The organism is Pedobacter miscanthi (assembly GCF_032678605.1).
GTDB classification, from domain to species: Bacteria; Bacteroidota; Bacteroidia; order Sphingobacteriales; family Sphingobacteriaceae; genus Pedobacter; species Pedobacter miscanthi_A.
Genome location: NZ_JAVTSU010000030.1, coordinates 1 through 24,956 on the forward strand (window position 1 = coordinate 1; position 24,956 = coordinate 24,956).

Consider the following 24,956-nt stretch of genomic DNA (forward strand, 5'->3'; position numbering starts at 1 on the left):
AACATTACCTGTTTTTACTTCTCCAGCACGTTCATAACTAACGATAATCACTCCACTGGGTGTAACTATACTTTCTGTTAATTTAAGCGCTGCCGGAATTGCATTTTCAAACAATTTTTTACCATGACCTAGAGTTAGCGGGTAAATTTTAAGCCGGAGTTCATCAACAAGGTCATTTTTAAGCAAAAGCTGAATTAGTTCGCTGCTGCCCCAAACCTGAATGTCGGCACCCTCCGAATTTTTAAGTTTTTGGATATCTGCCACACTTTTAAGGAAGTTGCTGTTTTTCCAGTCAGATTTTTCCCTGGTTTCCGATAGAATATACTTGGCACCATCGTTAATGCCCGGCCAGAAATTAGCATGTTGTGGCCAATAGGATTCAAAAATTTCAAAAGTTTTTCTACCTAAAAGATACTCTGCCGGTTTTAGCTCTTCTTGCATGATTTTGCCAAAAACGTCATCACCATAGGATGCTGTCCAGCCGCCAAACTGAAAACCTCCTGAAGTATCTTCTTCTGGTCCGCCAGGTGCTTGCATTACTCCATCTAAAGTAATCATGGTTAAAACGGTTATCTTTCTCATAGCATTTTAATTTATGGTTTAACTAAATTATTACTTTGTTATTTATTTTAATATCCTGGTTTTTTATTTTAAGAAATCGTTAAGGTAATCTAAAATTGTTTTCGTCTGCATCATCAGGCTAACATGCCCCTGGGCGGGAATAATGGCCAATTGAGATTTTGGCATTGCACCCAGATCAGCTGCAACAGCGCCCCCCAATAATTGATAGGTTTTAATCAGCTCGATTTTGTCCAGCCCATCATTATCGCCTGCAATGATTAATACAGGTGCAGCAATTTTAGAAATATTAGACCCACCCAGGTTAAACGGTTCTCCTGCATAAGCAATCATCTGTTCCAAAAACTTTGTCCATTTTGTTTTATCAGGCGCAACTGCATCATAAGCGGTTTTCATAGGCGAATTGGCAAAAAGTTCTGGTTTCATTGTTTTAAATGCCCCTGATATTTGAGGCATCCAGCCATCACTTTTATAAGTAGAAGAAATGATCACCAATTTCGCTAAGCGTTTAGGACTTTGAATAGCAAACTGATAGGTTATAGTGCCGCCAAAGCTGTATCCAACTACATCTGCACTGTCAATTTTCAGGTAATCCATCACCTTTTCTACATCGCTGGCTAAAGTGTTATGCGATAATTTTCTATCCGAAAAAGGGGTATGACCATGCCCTTGCAATTCAATAGCAATTACCTTTCTTGTTTTGGAGAGTTCAGGAATTAATTCTCCCCAGTTTGTACCGATGGTCATAAAAGCACCATGCAACAAAATGATGGGCCTGCCCTCACCATATACTTCGTAATATACTTTAGTGCCGTTTGCAGGTGCGTAACCACTGCTTGAAGGTTTACTTTGTTGTGCGTTTGACTGATACACCGTAAACATAGCCATCACCGTAAGTAGTGTTAATTTAAGGAGATTTGCGTTGAATAAATTTTTCATGAGATTATTTTTTTTAGTTTGAATCTTGTTGACAATACAAAGATTGGATTCATCTCAAATTTTATGCTATTGCAAAAACGACAACTTTAGGGGTAAATTCCGCCAAAGTATATTTGCTATTAAAATGAAAACTTTTTACAATCTGGAATCAACCTCGCAAAATGAGCAAATTACCACCAGACAGTAAACAGTATCGCTTATTTTCAGACCTGAAATATTACGCCGGTTTACACTGAGCAGCGAGTTATAGCATAAACACATCAAACGACCGTGGTTAATGAACTTTGAAACGTGATATTACAAACAAAAAATTGTTCGTTCGATGAGGCTTCGACATCCATTTTTTTAAATGACTTTTCTATTGATGCCTAATTAACGTTAACAAGAATAAGGTTTCGCCTACACCGTTAAAGTTAATTTTAAATTTATCTTCCTCATTTTTAACCTTTAATACATTTTCACCATTTTTTTATTTTATTTTTTTTGCATTGAAAAGTTAAATTTCTATATTTGCAACCCCAAAGGAACACAGCTGATGTGTAAATTTGCGAAAGTAGCTCAGTTGGTAGAGCACGACCTTGCCAAGGTCGGGGTCGCGAGTTCGAATCTCGTCTTTCGCTCTAAATGCCTTCCTACCAGAAGGCATTTTAATTTAAATTAACCTACCGAAGGATTTCGGAACAGGCTAATGCTCGGGTGGTGGAACTGGTAGACACGCAGGACTTAAAATCCTGTGCTTTCAAAGGCGTGCGGGTTCGATTCCCGCCCCGAGTACAACAAAAATCGAACAAAAAAACCTTTCAGAACTGAAAGGTTTTTTGTTTATAGTCAACTTAATTTCGCATCCAGTTATTATATATCAGGCACTGCAACTTGCTGGCTTCCGGCAGCGGTGTAAATATCCCTATCAATGAAGCGTTAAATGCTATTTTTGGCGGCGCAGCAGAAAAACCGGTTGTTTCCCCTGGTCTGAAATGAATAACACCATACATAAGTAATACAAAACCATCATCCCAAAACCGACGGCTATATTTTGATCAGGTTTTCAAAATATTATAGAAAATAAGAAGAGAACACCGAATTACTAACCAAAAAACCGCAACAGTTTAATGTTGCGGTTTTTTTATTTCACCATATTTCCGATCTGTTAATTAGCTCAACTAATGAAAGAAAGCGCTTTGAGGTACTGCCTGTTTCGCAAATAACGCATTAGACCATTCAAAATCGAGATTACCTTTTAGTTGTGCAGGCTTTTGATAATAAAGTTTGATGGGATGCAGACCTGCTTTTAACTTAATTTTGCTCTGTTTCTCGTGTTTTGTGGTATATCCAAAATCCTCATCAATCAACACTGCATCATGGATCCTGATGAATGCTTTATTCTCAGCGTTAAGGTAGAAAGTATATTCTCCATCTGCCGGAATCTTTATAAAGCCCTCATGTACAACCAGATTACCGGAACCTTTATAGGCTTCGAGAGGATTTAAACCAGCGCTTTTACCATTAGAAACTACAGTTAGCCCCTGAGGGTTTGGTATCCATTCAGTAACCTGGTGGTAGCTTTTCCATAACAATCCTTTACTAACATTAACCGGTTTTACAGCGGGCACTGCAACAGTATCATAAGGCCTTGGTGCCTCTGCATCCAATCGGCGTACATGAAGTACCCTATCTTTCATTTTACGCTGAAGGACATCCATATTTTTAGTTTCAGCCAAATTGTACTGCTGATGAAGATCTTTTAATACATCAAAAATTTGGAAATTATCGTCCTGAGATTTAATATTATACCTCAGGCCTACTAAATTACCCATTCTGATCATCTGCATCTGATTTCTGACCCTACCACGGTTTACAGCAGCAAATTCCGGGTAAGCAGGCGTTTTTCCACCCTCAAAATATTCTGAGTAAATCATACTTGCACGCTGCCTGCCTTTTCCGGTTACGGATGGCAACAAAGAAACTCCATCCGATACTGCCGGTGCAGGTAAACCAGCTGCATCTAAAAAGGTTGGCATCCAATCATAAGAGATACTTGGCGAATTAACAATGGTGTGTGCCGGGATATGCCCCGTCCACTTAGCAATAACCGGCATACGCATCCCACCTTCCAGTACATCTCTTTTTATCCCGTCAAACGGCCCAAAACTACTGAAAAAACTGGCCTCATACTTTACGTAGGGTTTTGGCAAATAAGACTCTATAGAAGGGCCATTATCAGAGCTAAAAACAACCAGTGTATTCGAATCAATCTTTAAATCTTTTAACAGCTTCAAAATATCCCCAACCTGATCATCGATCCTCCTTGTTGAAGTGGCAAATCTTTTATAAGTATCAGGCCATGGTTTTTCAGGCGTTGCAGCATTATGGTCATCATCATAAGTGGCATTGTTATAATCAGGATGTGTCCAGCTATCGGGTTTTCCATTTGCTGTATTGATCATTTTGCCCGCCTGGCCAAGCCATTGCAATCCACCATTTAACCCGCCACCGGCAGGATAAGCAGAAGCAGGAAGTTCTAAAACCGCATGCGGCGTATCGTAAGCCAGAAACATAAAAAACGGCTGATCCGTTCCTTTATCTTTTTGATGATCAACAATCCATTTTTTCGCCCTTGCTGTCCATAAATCACCTGTATAACAATTATCGAGGTCCTGGCTCACTTCTGTCTTGTTTTCCCAGACCTCTTTCTTACCCCTGTATAAACCTTCTTTAGGATAGTGTTCATGTCCATCAGAATGGCGCATATAACCATAATAATAACCAAAACCCCTGTTTAGCGGATGTGCAGACCATTCTTTAGTTCCCTGAAGCCCCCACTTGCCGATGGCTACCGTGGCATAACCGGCCTTTTGCATTACATTGCCTAAAGTATAGTTATCGCTAAGTGCCTTATCAAACTGATTATCCCTTACATTGGCATGCCCCTGACTCTGACCAAGCAGAATTGAGGCCCTTGAAGGCGCACAAACCGGGGCCGCACAATAATGCTGGGGAAGTGTAGCGCCTGAGGAGGCCATTTCATCAAGATTTGGCGTCAGGGTAAAAGGCTGGCTTTTATCCTGACTGGCCCCTCTTTTATGCTGAAAAAATACACCAACATCACCATATCCAAGATCATCTGTGAGTATGAAAATGATATTAGGTGAGGTTTTTCTTTTTTCCTGGGCAAGCCCACTGTTGCCCAAACATAGTATCGTTAAAATCAGCGCGTAAAAAACAGGTTTCATCAGGTGTTAATATAATTGATATGATGTACTTTATAAACTTAATTTTCAGCACCTACCGTGCCTTGTACCGGCTTATTAGTGGCAGTAATTTTAGTGGGCAACGGGGCTTTGGTTTTTTCCATCCAGCATAAAAGATCAGCTAAAAGCTCATCTCGTTTTGTTTGATTGGTGTTGGCCAAATTAAGGTGTTCACCCTCATCAGTTTTAATATTATATAATTCAACAGCGTTATTTTCATTAATTTTGGCCTTTCCTCCATCAAGCACCCATTCTTCGAGATAAAGGTGGAGTTTAAAATTTCCCTTTCTGATTACAGCAACTGGCCTGGTACGAAATACCTTATCGCGCCCCCTGATCACAGGATTATCCAGGTAACCAGGAAAATACCAGTATATCGATTTCCTGATGGTTTCAGTTTTCTGTCCCAGCAAAAGTGGCATCAAATCTTCCCCATCGCTTTTAAATTTTTTATTTCCGGCTAAGCTCATAAAGGTTGGGTAAAGATCGAGGTTAATAATGGGAGTAGCATTCACCGCTCCTGGTTTGATATGATCAGGCCAACAGGCAATAAACGGCTCCCTGATTCCTCCTTCATAATAAGATCCTTTATTTCCACGTAGTGGCTCCTGAGATGATTGTTGCGTGGCGCCATTATCACTGGTAAAAATGACGAGTGTATTCTTATCCAATCCTGATTTTTTCAAAAAATCAAGCACCACACCTACGCTTGCATCAAAATCGTATGTGCAGGCTGCATAAACAGCCATTTTATCGCTTAAGCCTTTTTTCTTGAATTTCGCTATGGTTTCAGGTTTTGCTTCCAGTTTAGAATGAATTGCATTATGGGCTAAATAAGCGAAAAAAGGCTTGTCTTTTGTATTTTGCATAAATTTAATGGCCGCGTCGGTGAGATATAATACCCCTTTCGGATCGGCAGCTTCATTACTTCCCTTAACAGATTGTTCTTTTGGCCCTTCCGTATACTGGTCAAATCCCTGTGCCTGTGGTTGCGTTTCTTTAGAATCAGCGAGGTGCCATTTACCAAAAATAGCAGTCGCATATCCCTCACCCTTTAATCCTTCGGCTATGGTATTAAATGACGGTTTGAGGGAAACGTTGTTGCGTACAGGCACAAGTTTCATCAAATCCACTGGCCCGCGGGTAGTACTTCCTACCGCATACACGCCCGTTCTTGGTGAATACTGTCCGCTAATTAAAGCGGCGCGGCTCGGCGCACAGTTCCCTGCTCCTGCATAAGCATTGTTAAATACCATCCCTTTTTTCGAAAGCGCATCAATATTAGGTGTTTCCATGATTTTACTCCCGGTAAAACCACAGTCCATGTAGCCAAGATCATCTGTAAAAATCAGCAGGATATTGGGTTTTGAAGGAGAAGGTGGTGTACTTTGCGCATGGGCGTTTAAATAGGCAGAGAAAGCGAAAACGAATGGTAAAAACTTAAAGAAATATCTCATAAATATGGCTAAGGGATAATGTGATGCCCCATAAATGGTAAATAAGGATAAATGTACCGATTTGGACAGTAACGAAAATCAACTAACAAATTTAACAAATACTAAACACGATAACAACCAGCAATTAACGGATTAAAACAAGATATTAACCAGATCTAGCAATAATGACTCATTATAGTGAGGCAAGGGACTTAAATTTTGAATCAGTTGTTTAACTATTGCAGGAAAATATGATTATCTTCCATCATAAACGATACTATCGCAATGAAAGAAGATCATTTACACAAAATTGTTGCAGACGAAGTACCTTTTGGCATAACGCTTGCAACCGCTGTTGCAGCAAAACTTAATTTGGGTACTTCGCTGAGGTATGCACACCGCGATTATTGTGGTATGGGCATTTTATACTGCGAAGGTTTTTATTATTATGGAGAGGTTTGGGATGGTTATCTGGAGCCTTCACTTTCCTTTGAGAGCGATAAGGCCTTTATAGATTGGCTGACCATGCAATCACCGGCATCATTACGCAGGCAGAATGATGGAGATTTTTACTGCGGTAATCAGGTGATTACGAGGCAAACATTACAAGTTTTCATACAACAAACACCGTCATTCCCGGATGGTTGTTTCTTTCTTTATCAGCAGTTAAAAGGGAAAGGATGAAATTCAACAACCTTTTCCTCCATAACTTTAATGAAACCATGTACAAACCCTATGGCATTAAGTTAAGCCCTCGGTACAGGAGATAAAGAGGATAAACACAGATATAAAAATCCGTGTTTATCTGTGATTAAAAACCCTTAACTTAAATCTTATGGCTACAGATCAGTAAAACCAATCTCTTTTGCCCTTAATATTTCGTTAGTATTTCCCGAATTTATAAGTTAAGCCTACGCCCAAAGTTTCTTTAAGCTGCAGTTTCCCAATTTGATTGTTATCATAAAATAAATCTGCAGTAATTTGTGTAGAAATAAAACGGTTTATTTTCATATCAAGAATGGCAGCATAAGCAATCACTAAATTTTGCGGATCTTTGAGATAATTGCTAAAAACACCTAAGCGGTTATCTAAAAGGATATTTTCCATCAATTTTGCTTTATACCTGCCCCCTACGTAAGCACCAAATTGATAAACAAAATGTTTGCCCGGTTCAACACCAAAAGCTTCAGTGGGTACACCATCTTTGTTAGGATCAAAAACAGCATCATCCTTAACAAAAGTTAAACGGGAAGTTAGCGGATGGATGTTGATCTGAAAATTATCATTTGGAATATAATCAACACCAAAACCAAATGTTAAATAGCCCGGCGACAAAAAGTTAGACAGGTAACCTTGGTCTGGATTGCTGTAATCGTACCCTTTGCTAAACTGGGTTTTTATATTTAGTGCTGCAGCGGCAAACCAATTGCTCTGATTAATCTGATAACCATATTTTGAAGTTAAATCAATAACATCTTCTACTTTTGTGGTTTGGCTTTTCTGTTCTGAACGCAAACCATATCCCGCCAAAATGCGGTTTTCCCAAAGGTTTTTTCCACGTTTCAGGTTAAATTCGTAATCCGCACGGGCAGTTAACGCAACCGAGTTAATTCCACCGGCTACCCAGTTAGAAAATGCCGCCTGGTTTAATAATAATGTATTTGTTCCGCGTATGGTCCAGCCCTCCTGTTTTTTAGCCGAATCAAGCTTGTTTAACATTTTGCCACTTTCGGTATCTACGTTGCCATCTTTCACTGTTTGGCTGAAACTATAAACGCTTGTGAATAATAATACTGTAAAGAGTAAGTGTTTTTTCATAATGTAATTTTTGGGGTAGTTATTAATATTTCAATTTATTGCTGGCTAGAAATCGCTATTGTTTAACAAAAAGCACCTCAAGATCAGCATGCATCATCAATTTCAAAAACGAAAATCAATAAACAGGCCCTTTCATTCTGTGAAAGGCCGTTTTGGTTCTTTGGTTAGTTTTTAAAGTATTCTTTGGATTTTTATTTTTTCTATGCCCCAAATAATACCGTGAGTTTGCATTTTCACTCCATAAATGCAATTCCTCCTAAAAACAGGTAACCAAACAAATCACAAATTATGATTATTGATATCTTTATTAATCATTTTGAATGATTAATAATCCAGCATACATTTGTTAAAAAAAGACATGAAAAAACTGAAACTGGCTGGCATCGTTCTGGCTGTTTTATTAACAAAATCGAACATGATGGCACAATCAATCGCAACAACAAGTAACAAAACGGCCTCGGTAGCAGCTATAGTCCATTATCGCCGGGTAAACGTAAACGGGATAAATATTTTTTATCGCGAGGCCGGTCCGGCGGGTGCACCAGTGATTCTACTGCTTCATGGTTATCCAACTTCATCGCACATGTTCCGTAACCTTATCCCGATGTTGAGTGAAAAATACCATGTAATTGCACCCGATTTACCGGGCTTTGGTTATACAGAGGTTCCTGAAGCTGCTCAATTTAATTACACCTTTGCTAACCTGGCCAAAACCATGCAGGGTTTTATCGATGGGTTAAAAATTAAACGTTTTGCAGTATATGTTTTCGATTATGGTGCTCCTACCGGATACCGCCTGGCATTGGCAAATCCAGAAAAGATAACCGGAATCATTTCACAAAATGGAAATGCCTACGTAGAAGGCTTAAGCGAAGGCTGGAATCCGATACAACGTTATTGGGAAAACGACACCCCTGCCAATAGGGAAGCGTTAAAAGCGTTTTTAACGCATGATGCAACGAAATTTCAATACCTTACCGGCGTGAGCGATCCATCTCTTATCGCACCAGAAACCTATACCTTAGATCAGTATTTCCTTGATCGTCCGGGGATGACAGAAATTCAGTTGGATTTTTTAAAGGATTATAAAAGCAATGTGGCACTTTATCCAAAATTCCAGGAATATTTCAGAACATATAAACCGAAAATATTGGCTGTTTGGGGTAATAAAGATCCTTTTTTTATACCAGCAGGGGCCGAAGCCTATAAAAAAGACGTACCTGATGCCATTGTGAAATTTTACGATACCGGACATTTCGCACTCGAATCGCATGGAAGGGAAATCGGAAATGAAATCCTGAAATTTTTAGCTACTTTACCTCAATAACACATTAACCACCATACCGTTGCCTGTTAAAAAATGGCAGCGGTGTGAATAGAAATTCACTAAACCATGGAACAAAAACCACCAATGCCACCATTTACCCATGAAACTGCTTTGCAGAAAGTACAAATGGCAGAAGATGCCTGGAACAGCCGGAACCCGGAAAAAGTATGCATGGCATACACCATTGATACGGAATGGCGTAACCGTAACGAATTTATTAACGGTAGAGAAGCAGTTAAAGCTTTTTTAAGCAGCAAATGGGCAAAAGAATTAGATTACAAACTTAAAAAAGAGCTATGGACTTTTGCCGAAAACCGCATTGCCGTAAGGTTCGAATACGAGTGGCGCAATGCCAGCGGCCAATGGCACCGAAGCTATGGCAATGAACTTTGGGAGTTCGATGAAAATGGATTAATGCGAAAACGTTATGCCAGCATTAACGATCTCCAGATTAATGAAAACGACAGGTATTTATAATGTTAAGAATCAAACTTCTATCCGAGATGGATTACTGCATAAAGCGCTGTGATGGAAATCATTACCCAAAGTAACAAACCTTGCAACAATGGCCTAAAACCAACTGCCAGCAAAATTTTTCGCGATAGGCCTGCACCAATTAAAAAGAGGGTAAGTGTAAGGCCAGCTTTAGCAATACCGGTTAAATAAACACTTAATACAGCAATGGCAGGAAAATAAGTATGGGCTATAATGGCCAATATAAACAGGATGATAAAATAGGGAAAGCTGATTTTTTTAGATGGATTTTTAAATAAAAAAGTAGAAAGAAAAGCCACCGGAATAATCCATAATGCGCGGGCTAATTTTACCGTAGTGGCTACTTCGAGTGCTTTTGCACCAAATTTACTTGCCGCTCCTACTACCGAACTGGTATCGTGGATGGCAATGGCGCACCATAATCCAAACTGGTTTTGCGAAAGATGAAAGTAATGCCCAACAAGAGGGAAAATTAAAAGCGCTAAGGCGTTAAAGATAAATATACAGCCTAATGCAACTGAAACCTGTTTCTCTTCGGCTAAAATGACCGGCGATATGGCTGCAATAGCACTTCCGCCACAGATTGCCGTACCTGATGAAATGAGATAGGAAGTCTTTTTTCCGATGCGGAACCATTTACCGATAAAATATCCCAGAATCAAAGTACCTATAATCGAAAATATGGTAAAAATTACACCTTCCCTACCAGCCTGAAGTGCCGAATGAACATTCATCCCAAAGCCTAAACCTACAACCGAAAACTGAAGTAATAAACTGGTACCTTTATGATTAAGTACCATGTAAGGATGACCGGTAAATTGAGCGACAATAATACCCAGCAAAAGTGCGAGGGTTGGGCTAACCAAAGAGCTAAGGCAAAGTATGATACAGCTAATAAATACAATCTTTTTGGTGAGTGGATTTACATTTAAGATAAGTCCTTCATTAACCTGTGGTACATGGGTTTGGGTATTCATTTAGTAATTGTTTTGAAACCCAAATATCAATAACAATACTTTGCTATTTTCATCACTTTTACTAATTATCCATAACATAAAGTTATCGATAAATCATTTTTCAGGTTAATCTATCTTTTGCTTTTTTGCAAAACGGATAAAGAGTTCGGCAAGTGAAGAAAGTTGTCCATGTTGACGAATAAAATGAAAAGGACGCTCAATAGTTAACCCTTTGATATCGATAATCCGCAGTTCGTTATCCCTTAATTCTTTTAATACGGAGTGTACTGATACAAAAGCTAAACAATCACTATGGCTCAGGTAAGATTTAATACTCTCTGTACCGCCCAGCTGCATTTCCATTTTCAGGTCAGAAAGTTTAATGTGGTGCTTGCTCAATGCCATACCGATTACCTCACGGGTACCAGAACCTGGTTCTCTCAAAAGAAACGGATACTGAAGCAGTTCTTCTGGTTTTAAAGTGTCTTTTTTAACCTTTGCATTTCCTGAGGCAGCCACCAGCACCAGTTCATCATGCAAGTAAGGCTCATAACTAATTTGCGGACTGCGAGAAACACCTTCAATAATACCGATTTCTATCTCCCTGGCCAACAAAGCTTCTTCTATATCTTCGGTATTACCTGTTATGAGCTGAACATTTACCGAACCAAACTTTTTGTGGAAGAGGGCTAGCACCTTTGGCAGGATGTATTGGGCAACAGTTGTACTGGCCCCTATCCTCAACACACCACCATGTTCCTTGTTCAGTAGGTTCATGTCATACTCCAGCTCGCCATATATAGCAATTAACTGCTCGGCATGGCTAAGCAATACTTTACCCGCAGCAGTAAATTCTATTTTTTTATTTCCGCTCCGTTCAAACAATGTTGTTTTGTACTGGGCTTCCAGCTCTTTAATGTGTTTGGTTACCGCAGGCTGCGAAATAAAAAGTTCGGCCGCAGCACGGGTAAAACTAAGGCGCCTGGCCACTGTATAAAAAACCTGCAGTCTGAAATCGAGCATAAGCCTTATAAATATTTACAAGTATATGGATTCTGGTTTATTAGTCATTGGTCATTCCAATTAAAGACTTCGGACTAAATTTAACCAAATCCATTTAACGTTATTATTCGTTTATTAGCATATAAATACACACAACATGAAAATATTAATTGCATTATCATTCCTTTTGAGTTTTGGGTTTTACACCAACGGTCAGGAAACCAAAACCCAGATTAAAAACCCATATTATTCCCGTACGGATACTAAAAAATTAAATGTTAAAAATTCGGAATGGAAAAAGATTTTGTCGCCGGCTTTATATGCAGTTGCGCGTGAAGCAAATACCGAAAGGGCATTTACAGGGAAATTATGGAACTCGAATTTAAAAGGAACTTATTATTGTGCAGTTTGTGGCAATACACTCTTTAAATCGGATGCTAAGTTTGCCAGTGAATGTGGCTGGCCGAGTTTTTTCGAACCCATTCGCAAAGGAAGTACAATTTACAAAGAAGATAACAGTTTAGGTATGGAACGAATAGAAGTAGAATGTGGCCGCTGTAATTCACATTTGGGGCATATTTTCGACGATGGACCTGCACCTACGCACAAACGCTACTGCATGAATTCGATATCGCTTGATTTCGAACCCGATGGATTCGCTCAGTAGAATTAGTAGAAAAAAAAGCTTTCATTATCGTAATAAAAGCTTTTTTTCGGGATACTGCCTTATTAACTTAAAATAATCTGGTAATTTACATTTACTCTTTTGGGATAATTGCTTTCCTCATTATTTAAAGAAACAAATGCTGCATTTCCATGAACCTGGTTTTTTAATGCATGTTCGTAATGTGCCTGGATAGTTTCTTGATAACTCTGCTGAACGCTTTTTGTAGTTTCGGCTAAAAGATTTCTGTCATTCAGGTTTTCCGGCAATAAAGTGATATCGCAGTTTCCTTCACTGATTTCTTTGACTAAGTATTTCATTTTTGGTTTTAAATCTTCGTTTCCTGTATTATGAATAACATTTCGAGAACGGTCAAAAATATGGTAAGTCTTTATTTTTCATGTAATCTAAAAGTTAATTTTTAAGTTAAAATCATGTATTAATTTTAATTCAACACGTATCATTACAACCACAACAGTTTAATGTAGCCGAAATACCACTCAAAAAGGCATTGAAAGCAAATAGTTGTAAACGATTTTTAAAAGGATGAAACTTTTAACTAATGCCTTTGTTAATAATACAGAACGTATTTATTTACAATGCGTTAATCTAATAACAGAATAAGGAAATGAAAAAGATATTGGTGGTTGATGATAGTAAAGAAATATTAGAAGTAATAGAACTCATTTTAGGTGCTGAGGGCTACGAAGTAAATGGCTTATGGGATGCCAGCAAATTAAACCAAAGAATTACAGATTTTAACCCTGATTTAATTTTACTGGATGTAATGCTGGGTGTTTTAGATGGACGAGATCTTTGTAACCTGCTTAAAAACAATAAATTAACAAACCATATTCCGGTAATTATGATTTCAGCAAGTCATAATTTAGGCGACATGAAAGATCGCATTTGTCACCCTAACGATTTTATCGCTAAACCGTTCGATATCAATAACCTGATTAACAAAGTAGGTGCTCAACTGGCCGCTTAAGGTTTCTGAGTAAAAAAGTTGTTCATAAACACACTTTGATATTTAATGGCATTTGCCCAATATTCCCAATTATGTGCCCCGGGTCTTGTAGTAAAATCATGAGGAATGTTATGGTATAAAAGTTCATCGTGCAGGCGCACGTTTACTTTATAGAAAAAATCATCAGTGCCACACTCAAACGCAATCGCAAGCGATTTAGGCTTAATCAGGTAAATCAGATCAATAACACTATGTTCTTTCCAGCGTTCAGGAAATTCATCCTCCGGTCCTAATCTTTTCGGGATATTCCATCCATTTGGAAAAGGTTTAATATCTACGCCCCCACTCATACTACCTGCTGCTCCGTATACATCCTGATGTTTAATGGCCAAATAAAGCGCTCCGTGCCCTCCCATGCTTAAACCAGTTATGGCCCTGCCCTTTTTCTCGGCAATGGTTTTATAATGCTCATCAATATAACCTACAAGTTCTTTGGCTACATAAGTTTCGTATTTCCATTCGGGATCTACAGGGCTATCGAAATACCAGCTGGTTACATTCCCATCAGGGCATACTATGATAAACTGGTATTGATCGACCAGTTTTTTAATCTCCGGCACACTTTTAACCCATCCCGAATAGTCGCCACCCGCACCATGAAGCAGGTACACCACCGGAAAAGATTTCCCTGTTTTATAACTATCCGGTTTAACTACCACAGCTTTGATATTTTTTTTCATCGATTTGCTATACGTTAAAGCCGTATCAACTTCAGCAGCATAACTAATTTTGGTAAATAAAAATAAACAGATGGCAATTAAATAGCAGTTTTTCATTAGTAAATTACAATATGGTTAGGCAATATGATGCTAAATTTATAAAATAACTTAATATTCTTTACCATATCAACGAATTTTAACAGAAAAGATGTTTTCAAACATTAAAAGCACCGGTAATAAGATCTTTAAACTTTAAAACAATTTTGTTACATTATGGTTTTTGAACGGATGAACATACAAAAACATGATTAAAACCTACCCATTTTACATTAAGGCACCTGTAATTCTTTTAGGATTGGTAATTACAGTATTTATGATGAGTGTACTGAGAGATATCCTAGTACCCCTGGCTTTTGCTGCCTTAATTGCCATTTTGCTTAATCCCTTAACCAACCGTTTCGAAAGGAAAATGCCCAAAATATTAAGTATTATCCTTTCAATGTTAATAGGCTTGCTGGTTGTAGTAGCAGTACTTTACTTTCTTTCTTCACAAGTGGCACACTTTTTTGATGATCTGGACAGCATTAAACATAAACTATCACAACTGCTTGAAGAAATAAGAAGCTGGCTACAAACTACCTTTGGCATTTCTACACAAAAACAGATGCAAATGCTTAATGATGCTGCAAATGGCAGCAAAGCACTGATTGGACAAACGCTTAGTGGTTTAATGGGGGTTTTAAGTGTAGTTTTTCTGATTCCGGTATATACTTTTTTAATATTATTATATAAAACGCTGATCCTGAATTTCATTTACGAAGTATTTTCCGAAGAAAACAAGCAAAAGGTTGCCGAAATTTTAGGAGAAACCAAAGCCGCCATTCAAAGTTATATCATTGGTTTATTGATCGAAACTTCGATTGTGGCAGTAATGAATTCTGCAGCTTTATTAATACTCGGTGTACCGAATGCCATTTTGATTGGGGTAATTGGCGCCATACTCAACCTATTGCCTTACATTGGCGGTATTATTGCCATTGCGCTTCCGGTATTAATGGCCACCCTTACTAAAGATGGTTTTACTACACAGTTGTTAATTATAGCGGCTTATGCGCTCATCCAGTTTATCGATAATAATATCCTTGTTCCGCGTATTGTTTCGAGCAAAGTGCAAATCAATGCTTTAATTTCGATTGTAATTGTATTGATGGGTGCAGCGCTATGGGGCATCCCCGGCATGTTCCTGTCCATCCCGTTTATTGCAGTGCTGAAAATCATATTCGATCGGATAGAAGGACTTAAACCATGGGGCAAACTGCTGGGAGATAACATTCCGACGGAGCACATGGGGCAGATGAAAAGATTTAGAAGAAAGAAAAAAGTCGCAGTAGAGTAGTGCTCCATAGCCATTAGTATTCTTTTTTTTTAGAAAACGATCGTTCAGCTGTTCTTCGGTAGCAGCAGTCCCGTTATCCGCTTTATCCAGATAGAAAAATCTGGATGTCCGCTACTACCGGGTTTATTAAACAATGTTTGCTGCATAAACACTAAACTATCAACATATAGCTTGCTAACATTTACCCCTGGCCATTAATCCTCTTACAGGCCAGGGCACCTTGGCATAATCCGATATGTATCAGACGGAGCGCAGTGAACTATGGAAATCAAGCTAAACAGATTTTGCTTTGCTGAGCTATCGCCCGAATTGACGATTTGTTTGTACCGGTTAATCTAATTTTATTACTTTTGGTTTATACCAAATAACATGAAACTAACCACTTTTCTGTGCTTTACGCTATTGGCAACGGCACTACTCTCTAAAAGTTTTGCTCAAAACAAACTTCAATCTTCCTCATTTATTACATTTAATGGCTATAGTAACACTTTCGCCGATAAAATCGACAAAAAAGAGCCTGTAACCGTTGCTTTTTTGGGCGGTTCCATTACCAACATGGAAGGCTGGCGTGGCATGGTATGCAGTTATTTATCCAAAACTTATCCACAAACTAATTTTAAATTTATCAATGCAGGTATCCCATCATTAGGTAGCTTACCACATGCGTTTCGCCTGCAGCGCGATGTACTGGATAGCGGAAAAATAGATTTATTGTTTATAGAATCAGCTGTTAACGACCATGTAAACAAAACAGCCGAACAAACCCAACGCCGTGCTTTAGAGGGAATCATCAGACATACCTTAAACAAAAACCCAAAAACCAATATTGTGTTAATGGCATTTGCCGATGAAGATAAAAACAAAGATTTTGATACAGGCAAAATACCAGTTGAAGTAAAGGTGCATAGCGATTTAGCCGAATATTATCATTTGCCTTTCATAAACCTCGCTTTAGAAATTGATAAACGCATTGCCAATAAAGAATTTACCTGGGCAGCTGATTTTAAAGATCTTCATCCTGCTCCTTTTGGTCAGCAGCTTTATTTTAATACGATTAAAACCTACCTGGAAGAAAACCAGAAAAACACCAACAGAAAAGTAAATGGTAGCCTCCCAAAAATTATCGATAAATTCGCCTATACCAAAGGCCAATACGTAAGCATTACTGCTGCCGAAAACCTCAATACTTTTAGCATTAACAAAAGCTGGAAACCAGGTGATGGCTTAGAAGCAAGACGGGGTTTTGTAAATATCCCGGTACTGGAGAGCAGTACCAGAAACAGTAGTTTCGATTTAATTTTTAAAGGCAATGCTATCGGTATCGCTATTTTATCTGGACCTGATGCAGGCATGCTGCATTACCGGATTGATGGCGGTGAAGAAAAAACGATCGATTTGTACACCCAATGGAGCGCAAGCCTGCATTTACCCTGGTATTTGTTACTGGGCGACCAATTGGGCAGTGGCGAACATAAACTGAGTGTGCGTACCAGCGAATATCACCATCCAAAATCTACAGGATATACCTGCCGTATTGCTTATTTTTTAGTAAATAGTAATTAAGATTCTTTAAAACAAGCATTTATCGTTACCGTTTGTAAAAGGGACGCAGGAAAATGGCGATTTTATCGCCTCTCCAATTCATTTTTCCTACAATTGATTTTTTATTATAGCACACTTAATCGATTTAGTTTAGTCAAAACAATATCCCTGCTTATTTGCTTATATAAACAAAACAGCTCATGAAAAACATCAAATTAATTATCCCTGCACTGTTAGTCTTCTTTTCTGCCTGCAGTGAAGCTACAAGGAATACGGCAAAAAGTGAAAGTTCTGCTCAAGCCATTACTTCAGGTAAAACCGATTCGCTCGAAGCCAAAATTAAAATCAACGGCAGTGTTGCTCCCGGCGATCCGCTATTGTTGAGGTTTGTGGTATATAACAATACTGGTACAGCCAAAAGTTTCTGCATCTGGCATACGCCGTTTGAGCCATTAATGAGCAGTTATTTAAGCATTACTGACGAAAAAGGCGAAGAAGCACAATATAAAGGCGCAATGGCCAAAAGGATAATGCCACCTCCTGCATCGAGTTACTCTACCGTAAAGGCCGGTGATAGTTTAGTGGCCAATGCTGATATACTGAAAGCCTACGAGCTGAAAAAAGGATCAAGTTACAAAGTAGTATACACTGGCGGTAACATGAGCGGATTGGTATCAAAAGATACTGTAACCTTTATTTATACTGAACTACATTAAATTTTATCTTTCGAATTTAGGTTATTTCACCCCTATTTTGTCGCATTTACTCTTTCTGTGATGTAAAAGTTCCTATACCTTTATCATACAATTTAAACTAAAAGAAGATGGAAAATACAACACCAATCACAATCGAAACAACCGTAAATGCGCCCGTAGAAAAAGTTTGGGAATCTTGGAACAATCCGGATCACATTACCAAATGGAGTTTCGCTTCTCCAGACTGGCATACTCCTTACTCGGAAAATGATTTAAATGTTGGGGGTAAATTTAAAAATACCATGGCTGCAAAAGATGGCAGCATGAGTTTCGATTTCGGTGGAACTTATACTACCGTTGATGCTAACAAGAAAATCGAATATACCCTGGAAGACAGTAGAAAGGTAAGCATCATTTTTGAAGCATTGAGCGAACAAACCAGGGTAATTGAAACTTTCGATCCGGAATCGACCAACCCGATCGAAATGCAGCGTGGTGGATGGCAGGCAATTTTGGATAACTTTAAGAAGTATACTGAAGAGGGATAATATATTATGTTCCTAACAAAACGTCGACCTCTCGACCGGAACGCAGTGAAGTGGAGAGATCTACCTCGAGATAGATTTCTCGGCTTCATTGTATCCGATAGTTATCGGCTCCGCCACCATTGACGTTATTTAGCAATCTATTAATAATAAACACTTTATGGATCGACTGCATTTCCAATCAGCTAGGCCAAAGCACAACATCTCCGTTCTACTTAAATCCGGCCTAACTCCCGATCAAGGCATCGGGATCGGGCCCCACTGTTCTAGCCATCCCACTAGCTTTGAAAGAAACGGCGTAAGCCCTCATGAATACCATTGAAAATTACATCAGAAAATGAATAAATTTTCAGCCGGTGTTTTTTGTTTTTCACTTGCTTTTATTTTTTCAACGGTGTTCAAGCTAGCTTGGCTGGTCTCTTTGACACCAAAAAGAAAGAGCCCCTATCGGCGGCGGTGAACCTGTACCGATTTTCCATCGGTAGCCGAGGCAAGACTGTGCAGTGGAAAAAAAAACCAAATGGAAAGCTCATGGTAAAAAGCAATCATTGTAAGATTGCTTCCCTGGATGGAAAGGCCTCATCGCAATGACGACCTATTCTTGAAAACGAAATACTATTTTGTAATCCTTTTGTCTTATTTTAAGGCTTAGCCAGATCATTAATCCATCCACATTGGTAAAAAGGGTGTTTTTATTGGTCATTAAGTAACATTTCGAATATTATTTGATTCGCATAATTTTTGATTTGAACCAAATACTTTGATGTTGCTGTCATAATTTACATTTGCCGTGTAAATTATACACTATGCCTCGTATATCTTTATTTTATTTTTCACTATTATTATTTCTTAGTTTATCTGTCGGTGTAAGTGCTCAAACACTCAGTCTGAAGCAGGCTGTTAATACCGCATTAACCAATTATGGCACCATAAAAGCCAAAAACTACTATGCAGATGCATCTAAATCTTCCATCCAGCAGGCCAAACGTGAGTACCTGCCAAATTTCAGTTTAAGTGCCCAGCAAGATTACGGAACCATTAACGGTCAAAATGGTCCGCAATATGGTTTAGGTGGTTTGGGAACAGCTTCATCAGGTCCATCTTTAGACAAACAAAACTGGAATGCAGCTTTTGGCGGATTGTACCTGGCCAACATCAACTGGGATTTTTTCACTTTCGGAAGAATCAGAGACCGGGTAAAAGTTGCCAAGGCAGCTTACCAGAGGGATAAAAACGATCTGGAACAGGAAAAATTCCAGCAGGAAGTTCGCGTATCTGCAGCCTATTTAAACCTGCTTGCAGCTCAAAGATTAACCAGATCGCAACAGAAAAACCTCGACCGGGCCACTACCTTTCAAAATACAGCTATCATTCGGGCTAAAAACGGTTTGATTGCAGGGGTAGATTCTTCTTTTGCAAAGGCCGAAGTTTCTAATGCTAAAATTGCTTTAACAAAGGCCAAAGATCTCGAACAGGAACAAGCCAACCGTTTAGGGGTTTTGATGGGTTTAACCGCTACTACTTACGATCTGGATACAGCTTCTATTACCCGCATCCCCGGTAATCTGCTCGAAGATACGGTGGTTAAAAGTTCGCACCCACTATTAAAATTTTATCAAAACCGGGTTGATGTAAGCGATCAGCAGGTTAACTATTTCAAAAAGTTATACTATCCAACATTTACTTTTTTTGGTGTGATGCAAGGCAAAGGGTCGGGATTTAGCTCAGGTTATGCCTTAGATCAAAGTGCTTATTCTACCAGTTATGCAGATGGTATAAACCCTACCCGCGGAAACTATTTGATTGGCATAGGAATGACCTGGAATTTATCCACTTTATTAAAAAACCGTCCGCAAGTACGTGCACAAGAATACATTAGCCAGGGATTAAAAGAAGAATATAATTTGGTTGATCAGCAATTAAGGGCACAGTTGGCACTTGCCGAAACCAAACTTAACAATGCACTGGCCAATTACAGGGAAGCTCCTATCCAGGTTAAAGCAGCATCTGATGCTTATCTCCAAAAAAACACCTTATACAAAAACGGGCTGACTACGCTGGTTGATCTTACCCAGGCACTTTTTACTTTGAACAGGGCCGAAACCGACCGGGACATTGCCTTTACGAATGTATGGCAGGCTTTACTGTTAAAATCGGCAGCATTGGGCAACTACGACATATTTATCAACGAATTTTAATCTGGCTATATAAATGAATTTAATACGTTTCGCACTCCGCAAACCCATATCCATCTTAGTTTTAGTTGCAGGATTGTTCTTTTTCGGTATTGGTGCCATTAACCAGATCAAGGTTGATATCCTGCCACAAATGAATCTTCCGGTAATTTATATTGCCCACCCTTTTGGCGGTTACACTCCTGATCAAATGGAAGCCTATTTTGGTAAACAATACGTTAACATCCTGCTTTTTGCTAACGGTATCAAAAGTATCGAAACCAAAAATACACAGGGTTTAATGTTGATGAAATTAACCTATTACGAGGGAACCAATATGGCCCAGGCCGCGGCAGAGCTTAGTGCGCTTTCTACCAGGGCGCAGGCCATTTTCCCACCAGGATCACAGCCTCCATTCGTTATTCGTTTTGATGCTTCTTCGCTGCCAGTTGGTCAATTGGTACTCAGCAGTCCGATACGCACCAACAACGAATTGCAGGATTTGGCCAATACCTATGTTCGTCCTAGTTTCTCGGCTATCCCTGGTTTGCTTTCTCCTGCCCCATTTGGTGGTAGTCCGAGAACGATAGAAATCAACGTTAATCCATCTTTACTGCGTTCACACAATTTAACGGTAGATCAGGTGGTAGAAGCCATCAGGTTAAATAACCAGACTGCGCCATCAGGAAACGTGAGGATTGGCGATAAAAACTACCTAACCCCAACCAACTATACCATTAAAAAAGTAAAGGATTTTGAAAACATCCCTTTATTTAAAGGCAGTGTACAGAATTTACAGCTCCGTGATGTGGCAACAGTTAAAGATGGTGCAGATTTGGTTGCAGGTTATGCTTTAATTAACGGCAAACGTTCGGTATATTTAAGTATTGCTAAATCAGGAGATGCTTCTACCTGGGATGTGGTAAAAAATTTAAAGAAAAACCTACCCAATATCCAGAGTTCGTTGCCGGAAGATGTTAAACTTTCTTACGAGTTCGACCAGTCTGTTTATGTAATTAATGCCGTAAAAAGTTTGATTAGTGAAGGGGCAATTGGTGCGATATTAACCGGATTAATGGTTTTACTTTTCCTTGGTGATAAACGTGCAGCCCTGATTGTAATCCTAACCATCCCAACCTCCATTATTGCAGGTGTTTTGTTCCTGAAATTGTTCGGACAAACGATCAACATCATGACTTTGAGCGGATTGGCTTTAGCCATTGGGATTTTGGTAGATGAATCGACAGTAACAATAGAAAATATCCACCAGCATTTCGATATGGGTAAACCCAAGGCCCTGGCCATATGGGATGCCTGTAAGGAAATCGCTTTCCCTAAATTGCTGATCCTTTTCTGTATCCTGGCCGTATTTGCGCCAGCTTTTACCATGACAGGGATTCCGGGGGCACTATTTTTACCCTTAGCACTGGCCATTGGCTTTTCGATGGTGGTTTCGTTTCTGTTATCGCAAACGTTTGTACCGATTATGGCCAACTGGCTGATGATTGCCCATCCTAAAAAAGGAGGCGCACACCATCCGGGTATTACGCAGGATGAAGCAGATTTTAAAGCTACAGGAATTACACTCGAATCGGAAAAAGATACCCTGAATCAAAAAAGGGTTTTAGTAGAACGCGAAGATTTTAGTGGAAATGGCAAAATTGGCTTCTTTGATAAATTCAGGAACCGTTTTATGCGCTTCCTCGACCGCATTTTACCTTACCGAAAACCAGTTGTGCTACTTTATCTGGTGGTGATTATTGGTTTGGCTGCATTATTATTGGCCAATATTGGCCGCGATGTGTTACCGAGGGTAAATTCGAGCCAGTTCCAGATGCGTTTACGCGCACCTGACGGAACACGTTTAGAACGTACCGAAGAAAAAGCAAATGTGGTATTGGCCGAACTCAAAAAAATGGTTGGTGCCGAACATGTAGGTATTTCTTCGGTATATGTAGGCCAGCACCCTTCGCAGTTTTCTGTAAATCCGATCTACCAGTTTATGGCTGGTCCGCATGAAGCTGTTTTCCAGGTCAGTTTAAAAGATTTTGAAGAAGATATGGACGATTTTAAAGATCAGTTCAGGGACAAAATCAAAAAACTTTTGCCAGATGTTAAGCTTTCTTTCGAGCCTATCGAATTAACCGATAAAGTATTGAGCCAGGGCTCTCCTACTCCTGTTGAAATCCGTATTGCCGGAAAAAACAAAAAACTGAATGAGCAATATGCCAATAAAATACTGGCAGAATTAAAGGAAATCCCTTACATGAGGGATGTTCAGATTGCCCAGCCGATTAAGTATCCATCATTAAACATTGATATTGACAGGACACGTGCGGCGCAGATCGGGGTTGATATGGCCGATATTTCGCGATCATTGATCGCTTCAACCTCATCATCCCGTTATACGGATAAAAATATCTGGCTGGATGAAAAAGCAGCTTTACCATACAATGTACAGGTACAGGTACCGCTTAACCAGATGACGAGTAAAGATGATATCGGAGAAATTCCATTATTGAAAAACTCGGCCAGACCAGTGTTAAGTGATGTAGCTAAAATTACACCCGATACCACCGCTGGTGAAAACGATAATATTGGTGCCATGCCGTTTTTATCGGTAACCGCCAATCTTTACCATACTGATTTGGGAACAGCCTCAAAAGATATGCAAAAAGCCATTAAAGATGTTGGCGAACTGCCAAGGGGCTTAAATGTTACCGCCATTGGAATGAGCAAAGTGTTGGGCGATACGTTAGATAGCTTACAATCGGGATTACTTGTGGCCATTGTGGTTATTTTCCTGATGTTGGCCGCAAACTTCCAGTCGTTTAAAGTTCCATTGGTTATTTTAGCAACAGTACCAGCAGTAATTCTGGGTTCTTTATTGTTGTTAACTTTAACCGGATCAACCTTAAACCTGCAATCATATATGGGTATTATTATGTCTGTTGGGGTATCTATTGCCAATGCGGTATTGCTGATTACCAATGCAGAACAGCTGAGGAAGCATAATGGTAATGCGCTCGAATCGGCTCGTGAGGCAGCGGCTTTGCGTTTACGACCGATTATTATGACAAGTATTGCCATGATTGCGGGTATGTTACCGATGGCTATTGGGCATGGCGAAGGTGGTGGTGCAGTTTCACCACTGGGCAGGGCAGTTATCGGCGGATTATTGGCGTCAACATTTGCTGTATTAATTATATTGCCATTGGTATTTGCATGGGTTCAGGGTAAACAGACCACCAATTCGATGTCGCTTGATCCGGAAGATACAGAAAGCATCCACTACATTAAAGGTTTAGAAGAAAACGAATAAAATCATCATCACAAATGAATACAAAGCTATTTTCAACAGGATTATTAAGTGCAGGATTTTTAATGCTAACGGCCATGTATGGTTGCGGGCACTCAGAATCGAAAGCTCCCGCAAAAAAAGAGAAAGAAACATCGATAGCAACCTTCGATCTTAAAAAAGAAAAATTATCAACCCAGCTCAATTTACCCGGCGAATTAATTGCTTTTCAACAGGTTGATTTATATGCCAAAGTAAGCAGTTTTGTTAAATCATTAAAAGTTGATATTGGATCGGAAGTAAGCAAAGGACAATTGTTAATGACTTTGGAAGCACCAGAAATGACTTCGCAACTGGCGGCAACACAATCCAGAATTAAAGCCCAGGAAGCCATTTATACCGCAAGCAAAGCGAACTATAACCGTTTATACGAAACCAGTAAAACTCCTGGTACCATTTCTACCAATGATCTGGACCAGGCCATGGCGAAAAAGAATTCAGACCTGGCACAACTCGAAGCTGCAAAAGCAGCTTATAAAGAAGTAGGCTCTGTACAGGATTATTTAACCATCAGGGCACCATTTAACGGCATTATCTCAGCCAGAAATGTAAATTTAGGTGCTTACGTTGGTCCGACAGGAAAAGGTTCTGATTTACCATTATTTACTTTGCAGGATCAGAAAAACCTGCGTTTGGCCGTTTCCATTCCCGAGGTTTATACCGGTTACCTAAAAGCTGGCGACGAAATTAGCTTCACCGTTAAATCATTGCCTAACCAAATTTTTAAAGCAAAAGTGAAACGTTTATCTGGTGCCTTAGATGTTCGATTACGTTCAGAACGCGTAGAAATGGATGTACCCAATGCTTCAAAAATATTGTTGCCCGGTATGGTAGCCGAACTGAATATCCCGCTTCCGGCCAATGCCAGTACTTTTATTATTTCTAAAAAAGCCTTGTTAGATACAAGTGAAGGATTATTTGTATTAAAAGTTGCAGATAACAAAGCCGTAAAAGTGGCCGTAAAAAAAGGCAGGGAAACTGATGATAAAGTGGAAGTATTTGGAAATTTGGCAGAAGGTGACAAATTAGTGGCAGAACCTACAGAGGAAATGCATGAAGGAATGGTGATTAAACCATAACTTTACCTTATTGA

The 24,956-nt window shown here is 39.3% G+C and carries 21 protein-coding genes and 2 tRNA genes; 14 read left to right on the forward strand and 9 right to left on the reverse strand.

Annotated features, from left to right (window positions below; genetic code table 11):
• On the reverse strand, positions 1 to 582 hold a 582-nt coding region (locus R2R28_RS27245), incomplete at its 3' end, for a dihydrofolate reductase family protein (RefSeq protein WP_316828822.1).
• A gap of 63 nt (positions 583 to 645) precedes the next feature.
• Complete coding sequence (locus R2R28_RS27250) at positions 646 to 1,518, reverse strand: alpha/beta hydrolase (RefSeq protein ID WP_316828823.1); 873 nt, start codon at positions 1,516 to 1,518, stop codon at positions 646 to 648.
• A 547-nt stretch (positions 1,519 to 2,065) separates the two neighbouring features.
• Here R2R28_RS27250 and R2R28_RS27255 point away from each other — a divergent pair.
• Positions 2,066 to 2,138 (forward strand) — tRNA-Gly (locus R2R28_RS27255).
• A gap of 70 nt (positions 2,139 to 2,208) precedes the next feature.
• Positions 2,209 to 2,292: transfer RNA gene (locus tag R2R28_RS27260), tRNA-Leu, on the forward strand.
• A gap of 386 nt (positions 2,293 to 2,678) precedes the next feature.
• On the opposite strand, the gene R2R28_RS27265 is transcribed toward R2R28_RS27260, so the two are convergent.
• Together R2R28_RS27265 and R2R28_RS27270 are read right to left on the reverse strand one after the other, a co-directional pair.
• The gene (locus R2R28_RS27265) at positions 2,679 to 4,748 is read right to left on the reverse strand and encodes a sulfatase-like hydrolase/transferase (RefSeq protein ID WP_316828824.1); all 2,070 of its coding nucleotides are present in this window, start codon (positions 4,746 to 4,748) and stop codon (positions 2,679 to 2,681) included.
• A 38-nt stretch (positions 4,749 to 4,786) separates the two neighbouring features.
• A complete protein-coding gene (locus R2R28_RS27270) occupies positions 4,787 to 6,223 on the reverse strand; it encodes a sulfatase (RefSeq protein ID WP_316828825.1) in 1,437 nt (478 codons plus the stop codon).
• 264 nt (positions 6,224 to 6,487) lie between these two features.
• Between R2R28_RS27270 and R2R28_RS27275 the strand changes: the two genes are divergently transcribed.
• Positions 6,488 to 6,886, forward strand: a complete 399-nt coding sequence (locus tag R2R28_RS27275) for a hypothetical protein (RefSeq protein ID WP_316828826.1) — start codon at positions 6,488 to 6,490, stop codon at positions 6,884 to 6,886.
• Between the two features lie 198 nt (positions 6,887 to 7,084).
• On the opposite strand, the gene R2R28_RS27280 is transcribed toward R2R28_RS27275, so the two are convergent.
• The gene (locus R2R28_RS27280; protein WP_316828827.1) at positions 7,085 to 8,020 is read right to left on the reverse strand and encodes a DUF3078 domain-containing protein; all 936 of its coding nucleotides are present in this window, start codon (positions 8,018 to 8,020) and stop codon (positions 7,085 to 7,087) included.
• Between the two features lie 358 nt (positions 8,021 to 8,378).
• On the opposite strand from R2R28_RS27280, the gene R2R28_RS27285 reads away from it, so the two are divergent.
• Both R2R28_RS27285 and R2R28_RS27290 read left to right on the forward strand, forming a co-directional pair.
• Positions 8,379 to 9,347, forward strand: coding sequence for an alpha/beta hydrolase (locus tag R2R28_RS27285; RefSeq protein WP_316828828.1), 969 nt, complete (start codon positions 8,379 to 8,381; stop codon positions 9,345 to 9,347).
• A gap of 66 nt (positions 9,348 to 9,413) precedes the next feature.
• On the forward strand, positions 9,414 to 9,824 hold the full coding sequence (locus tag R2R28_RS27290) for a nuclear transport factor 2 family protein (protein ID WP_316828829.1): 411 nt from the start codon (positions 9,414 to 9,416) through the stop codon (positions 9,822 to 9,824).
• A 17-nt stretch (positions 9,825 to 9,841) separates the two neighbouring features.
• On the opposite strand, the gene R2R28_RS27295 is transcribed toward R2R28_RS27290, so the two are convergent.
• Together R2R28_RS27295 and R2R28_RS27300 are read right to left on the reverse strand one after the other, a co-directional pair.
• Positions 9,842 to 10,819 carry a YeiH family protein gene (locus R2R28_RS27295; protein ID WP_316828830.1) on the reverse strand — a complete coding sequence of 326 codons (978 nt, stop codon included), beginning with the start codon at positions 10,817 to 10,819 and terminating at the stop codon, positions 9,842 to 9,844.
• 105 nt (positions 10,820 to 10,924) lie between these two features.
• Entirely contained in the window at positions 10,925 to 11,821 is an 897-nt protein-coding gene (locus R2R28_RS27300; RefSeq protein ID WP_316828831.1) for a LysR family transcriptional regulator, read from the reverse strand.
• Between the two features lie 136 nt (positions 11,822 to 11,957).
• On the opposite strand from R2R28_RS27300, the gene msrB reads away from it, so the two are divergent.
• Positions 11,958 to 12,467 (forward strand): peptide-methionine (R)-S-oxide reductase MsrB, encoded by a 510-nt coding sequence (gene msrB / locus R2R28_RS27305; protein ID WP_316828832.1) that lies wholly within the window; start codon positions 11,958 to 11,960, stop codon positions 12,465 to 12,467.
• Between the two features lie 62 nt (positions 12,468 to 12,529).
• Here the strand turns inward: msrB and R2R28_RS27310 are convergent, their stop codons facing one another.
• Positions 12,530 to 12,784, reverse strand: a complete 255-nt coding sequence (locus R2R28_RS27310; protein WP_316828833.1) for a hypothetical protein — start codon at positions 12,782 to 12,784, stop codon at positions 12,530 to 12,532.
• 308 nt (positions 12,785 to 13,092) lie between these two features.
• On the opposite strand from R2R28_RS27310, the gene R2R28_RS27315 reads away from it, so the two are divergent.
• On the forward strand, positions 13,093 to 13,455 hold the full coding sequence (locus tag R2R28_RS27315; protein WP_316828834.1) for a PleD family two-component system response regulator: 363 nt from the start codon (positions 13,093 to 13,095) through the stop codon (positions 13,453 to 13,455).
• On the opposite strand, the gene R2R28_RS27320 is transcribed toward R2R28_RS27315, so the two are convergent.
• The gene (locus R2R28_RS27320) at positions 13,452 to 14,270 is read right to left on the reverse strand and encodes an alpha/beta hydrolase family protein (RefSeq protein WP_316828835.1); all 819 of its coding nucleotides are present in this window, start codon (positions 14,268 to 14,270) and stop codon (positions 13,452 to 13,454) included. The genes R2R28_RS27315 and R2R28_RS27320 overlap by 4 nt on opposite strands.
• Before the next feature lie 187 nt (positions 14,271 to 14,457).
• Between R2R28_RS27320 and R2R28_RS27325 the strand changes: the two genes are divergently transcribed.
• The 7 genes from R2R28_RS27325 to R2R28_RS27355 all read left to right on the forward strand — a co-directional run bounded on the left by R2R28_RS27325 (position 14,458) and on the right by R2R28_RS27355 (position 24,942).
• Positions 14,458 to 15,549: an AI-2E family transporter gene (locus tag R2R28_RS27325; protein WP_316828836.1), complete on the forward strand. Its 1,092-nt coding sequence runs from the start codon at positions 14,458 to 14,460 to the stop codon at positions 15,547 to 15,549.
• Between the two features lie 369 nt (positions 15,550 to 15,918).
• Positions 15,919 to 17,112: an SGNH/GDSL hydrolase family protein gene (locus R2R28_RS27330; protein WP_316828837.1), complete on the forward strand. Its 1,194-nt coding sequence runs from the start codon at positions 15,919 to 15,921 to the stop codon at positions 17,110 to 17,112.
• A 179-nt stretch (positions 17,113 to 17,291) separates the two neighbouring features.
• The gene (locus R2R28_RS27335) at positions 17,292 to 17,807 is read left to right on the forward strand and encodes a protease (RefSeq protein WP_316828838.1); all 516 of its coding nucleotides are present in this window, start codon (positions 17,292 to 17,294) and stop codon (positions 17,805 to 17,807) included.
• A 107-nt stretch (positions 17,808 to 17,914) separates the two neighbouring features.
• On the forward strand, positions 17,915 to 18,334 hold the full coding sequence (locus R2R28_RS27340) for an SRPBCC family protein (protein WP_316828839.1): 420 nt from the start codon (positions 17,915 to 17,917) through the stop codon (positions 18,332 to 18,334).
• An 803-nt stretch (positions 18,335 to 19,137) separates the two neighbouring features.
• Positions 19,138 to 20,529, forward strand: coding sequence for a TolC family protein (locus tag R2R28_RS27345; RefSeq protein WP_316828840.1), 1,392 nt, complete (start codon positions 19,138 to 19,140; stop codon positions 20,527 to 20,529).
• Positions 20,530 to 20,542: 13 nt separating this feature from the next.
• A complete protein-coding gene (locus R2R28_RS27350) occupies positions 20,543 to 23,827 on the forward strand; it encodes an efflux RND transporter permease subunit (protein WP_316828841.1) in 3,285 nt (1,094 codons plus the stop codon).
• A gap of 14 nt (positions 23,828 to 23,841) precedes the next feature.
• Positions 23,842 to 24,942 (forward strand): efflux RND transporter periplasmic adaptor subunit, encoded by a 1,101-nt coding sequence (locus tag R2R28_RS27355; RefSeq protein WP_316828842.1) that lies wholly within the window; start codon positions 23,842 to 23,844, stop codon positions 24,940 to 24,942.
• Positions 24,943 to 24,956 lie beyond the last annotated feature (14 nt).

What these genes read in the sequence shown, in the direction of transcription:
- R2R28_RS27250 (WP_316828823.1), bottom strand. Translation starts at nt 1,518, where the DNA reads ATGAAAAATTTATTCAACGCAAATCTCCTTAAATTAACACTACTTACG.
- R2R28_RS27265 (WP_316828824.1), bottom strand. Translation starts at nt 4,748, where the DNA reads ATGAAACCTGTTTTTTACGCGCTGATTTTAACGATACTATGTTTGGGC.
- R2R28_RS27270 (WP_316828825.1), bottom strand. Translation starts at nt 6,223, where the DNA reads ATGAGATATTTCTTTAAGTTTTTACCATTCGTTTTCGCTTTCTCTGCC.
- R2R28_RS27275 (WP_316828826.1), top strand. Translation starts at nt 6,488, where the DNA reads ATGAAAGAAGATCATTTACACAAAATTGTTGCAGACGAAGTACCTTTT.
- R2R28_RS27280 (WP_316828827.1), bottom strand. Translation starts at nt 8,020, where the DNA reads ATGAAAAAACACTTACTCTTTACAGTATTATTATTCACAAGCGTTTAT.
- R2R28_RS27285 (WP_316828828.1), top strand. Translation starts at nt 8,379, where the DNA reads ATGAAAAAACTGAAACTGGCTGGCATCGTTCTGGCTGTTTTATTAACA.
- R2R28_RS27290 (WP_316828829.1), top strand. Translation starts at nt 9,414, where the DNA reads ATGGAACAAAAACCACCAATGCCACCATTTACCCATGAAACTGCTTTG.
- R2R28_RS27295 (WP_316828830.1), bottom strand. Translation starts at nt 10,819, where the DNA reads ATGAATACCCAAACCCATGTACCACAGGTTAATGAAGGACTTATCTTA.
- R2R28_RS27300 (WP_316828831.1), bottom strand. Translation starts at nt 11,821, where the DNA reads ATGCTCGATTTCAGACTGCAGGTTTTTTATACAGTGGCCAGGCGCCTT.
- msrB (WP_316828832.1), top strand. Translation starts at nt 11,958, where the DNA reads ATGAAAATATTAATTGCATTATCATTCCTTTTGAGTTTTGGGTTTTAC.
- R2R28_RS27310 (WP_316828833.1), bottom strand. Translation starts at nt 12,784, where the DNA reads ATGAAATACTTAGTCAAAGAAATCAGTGAAGGAAACTGCGATATCACT.
- R2R28_RS27315 (WP_316828834.1), top strand. Translation starts at nt 13,093, where the DNA reads ATGAAAAAGATATTGGTGGTTGATGATAGTAAAGAAATATTAGAAGTA.
- R2R28_RS27320 (WP_316828835.1), bottom strand. Translation starts at nt 14,270, where the DNA reads ATGAAAAACTGCTATTTAATTGCCATCTGTTTATTTTTATTTACCAAA.
- R2R28_RS27325 (WP_316828836.1), top strand. Translation starts at nt 14,458, where the DNA reads ATGATTAAAACCTACCCATTTTACATTAAGGCACCTGTAATTCTTTTA.
- R2R28_RS27330 (WP_316828837.1), top strand. Translation starts at nt 15,919, where the DNA reads ATGAAACTAACCACTTTTCTGTGCTTTACGCTATTGGCAACGGCACTA.
- R2R28_RS27335 (WP_316828838.1), top strand. Translation starts at nt 17,292, where the DNA reads ATGAAAAACATCAAATTAATTATCCCTGCACTGTTAGTCTTCTTTTCT.
- R2R28_RS27340 (WP_316828839.1), top strand. Translation starts at nt 17,915, where the DNA reads ATGGAAAATACAACACCAATCACAATCGAAACAACCGTAAATGCGCCC.
- R2R28_RS27345 (WP_316828840.1), top strand. Translation starts at nt 19,138, where the DNA reads ATGCCTCGTATATCTTTATTTTATTTTTCACTATTATTATTTCTTAGT.
- R2R28_RS27350 (WP_316828841.1), top strand. Translation starts at nt 20,543, where the DNA reads ATGAATTTAATACGTTTCGCACTCCGCAAACCCATATCCATCTTAGTT.
- R2R28_RS27355 (WP_316828842.1), top strand. Translation starts at nt 23,842, where the DNA reads ATGAATACAAAGCTATTTTCAACAGGATTATTAAGTGCAGGATTTTTA.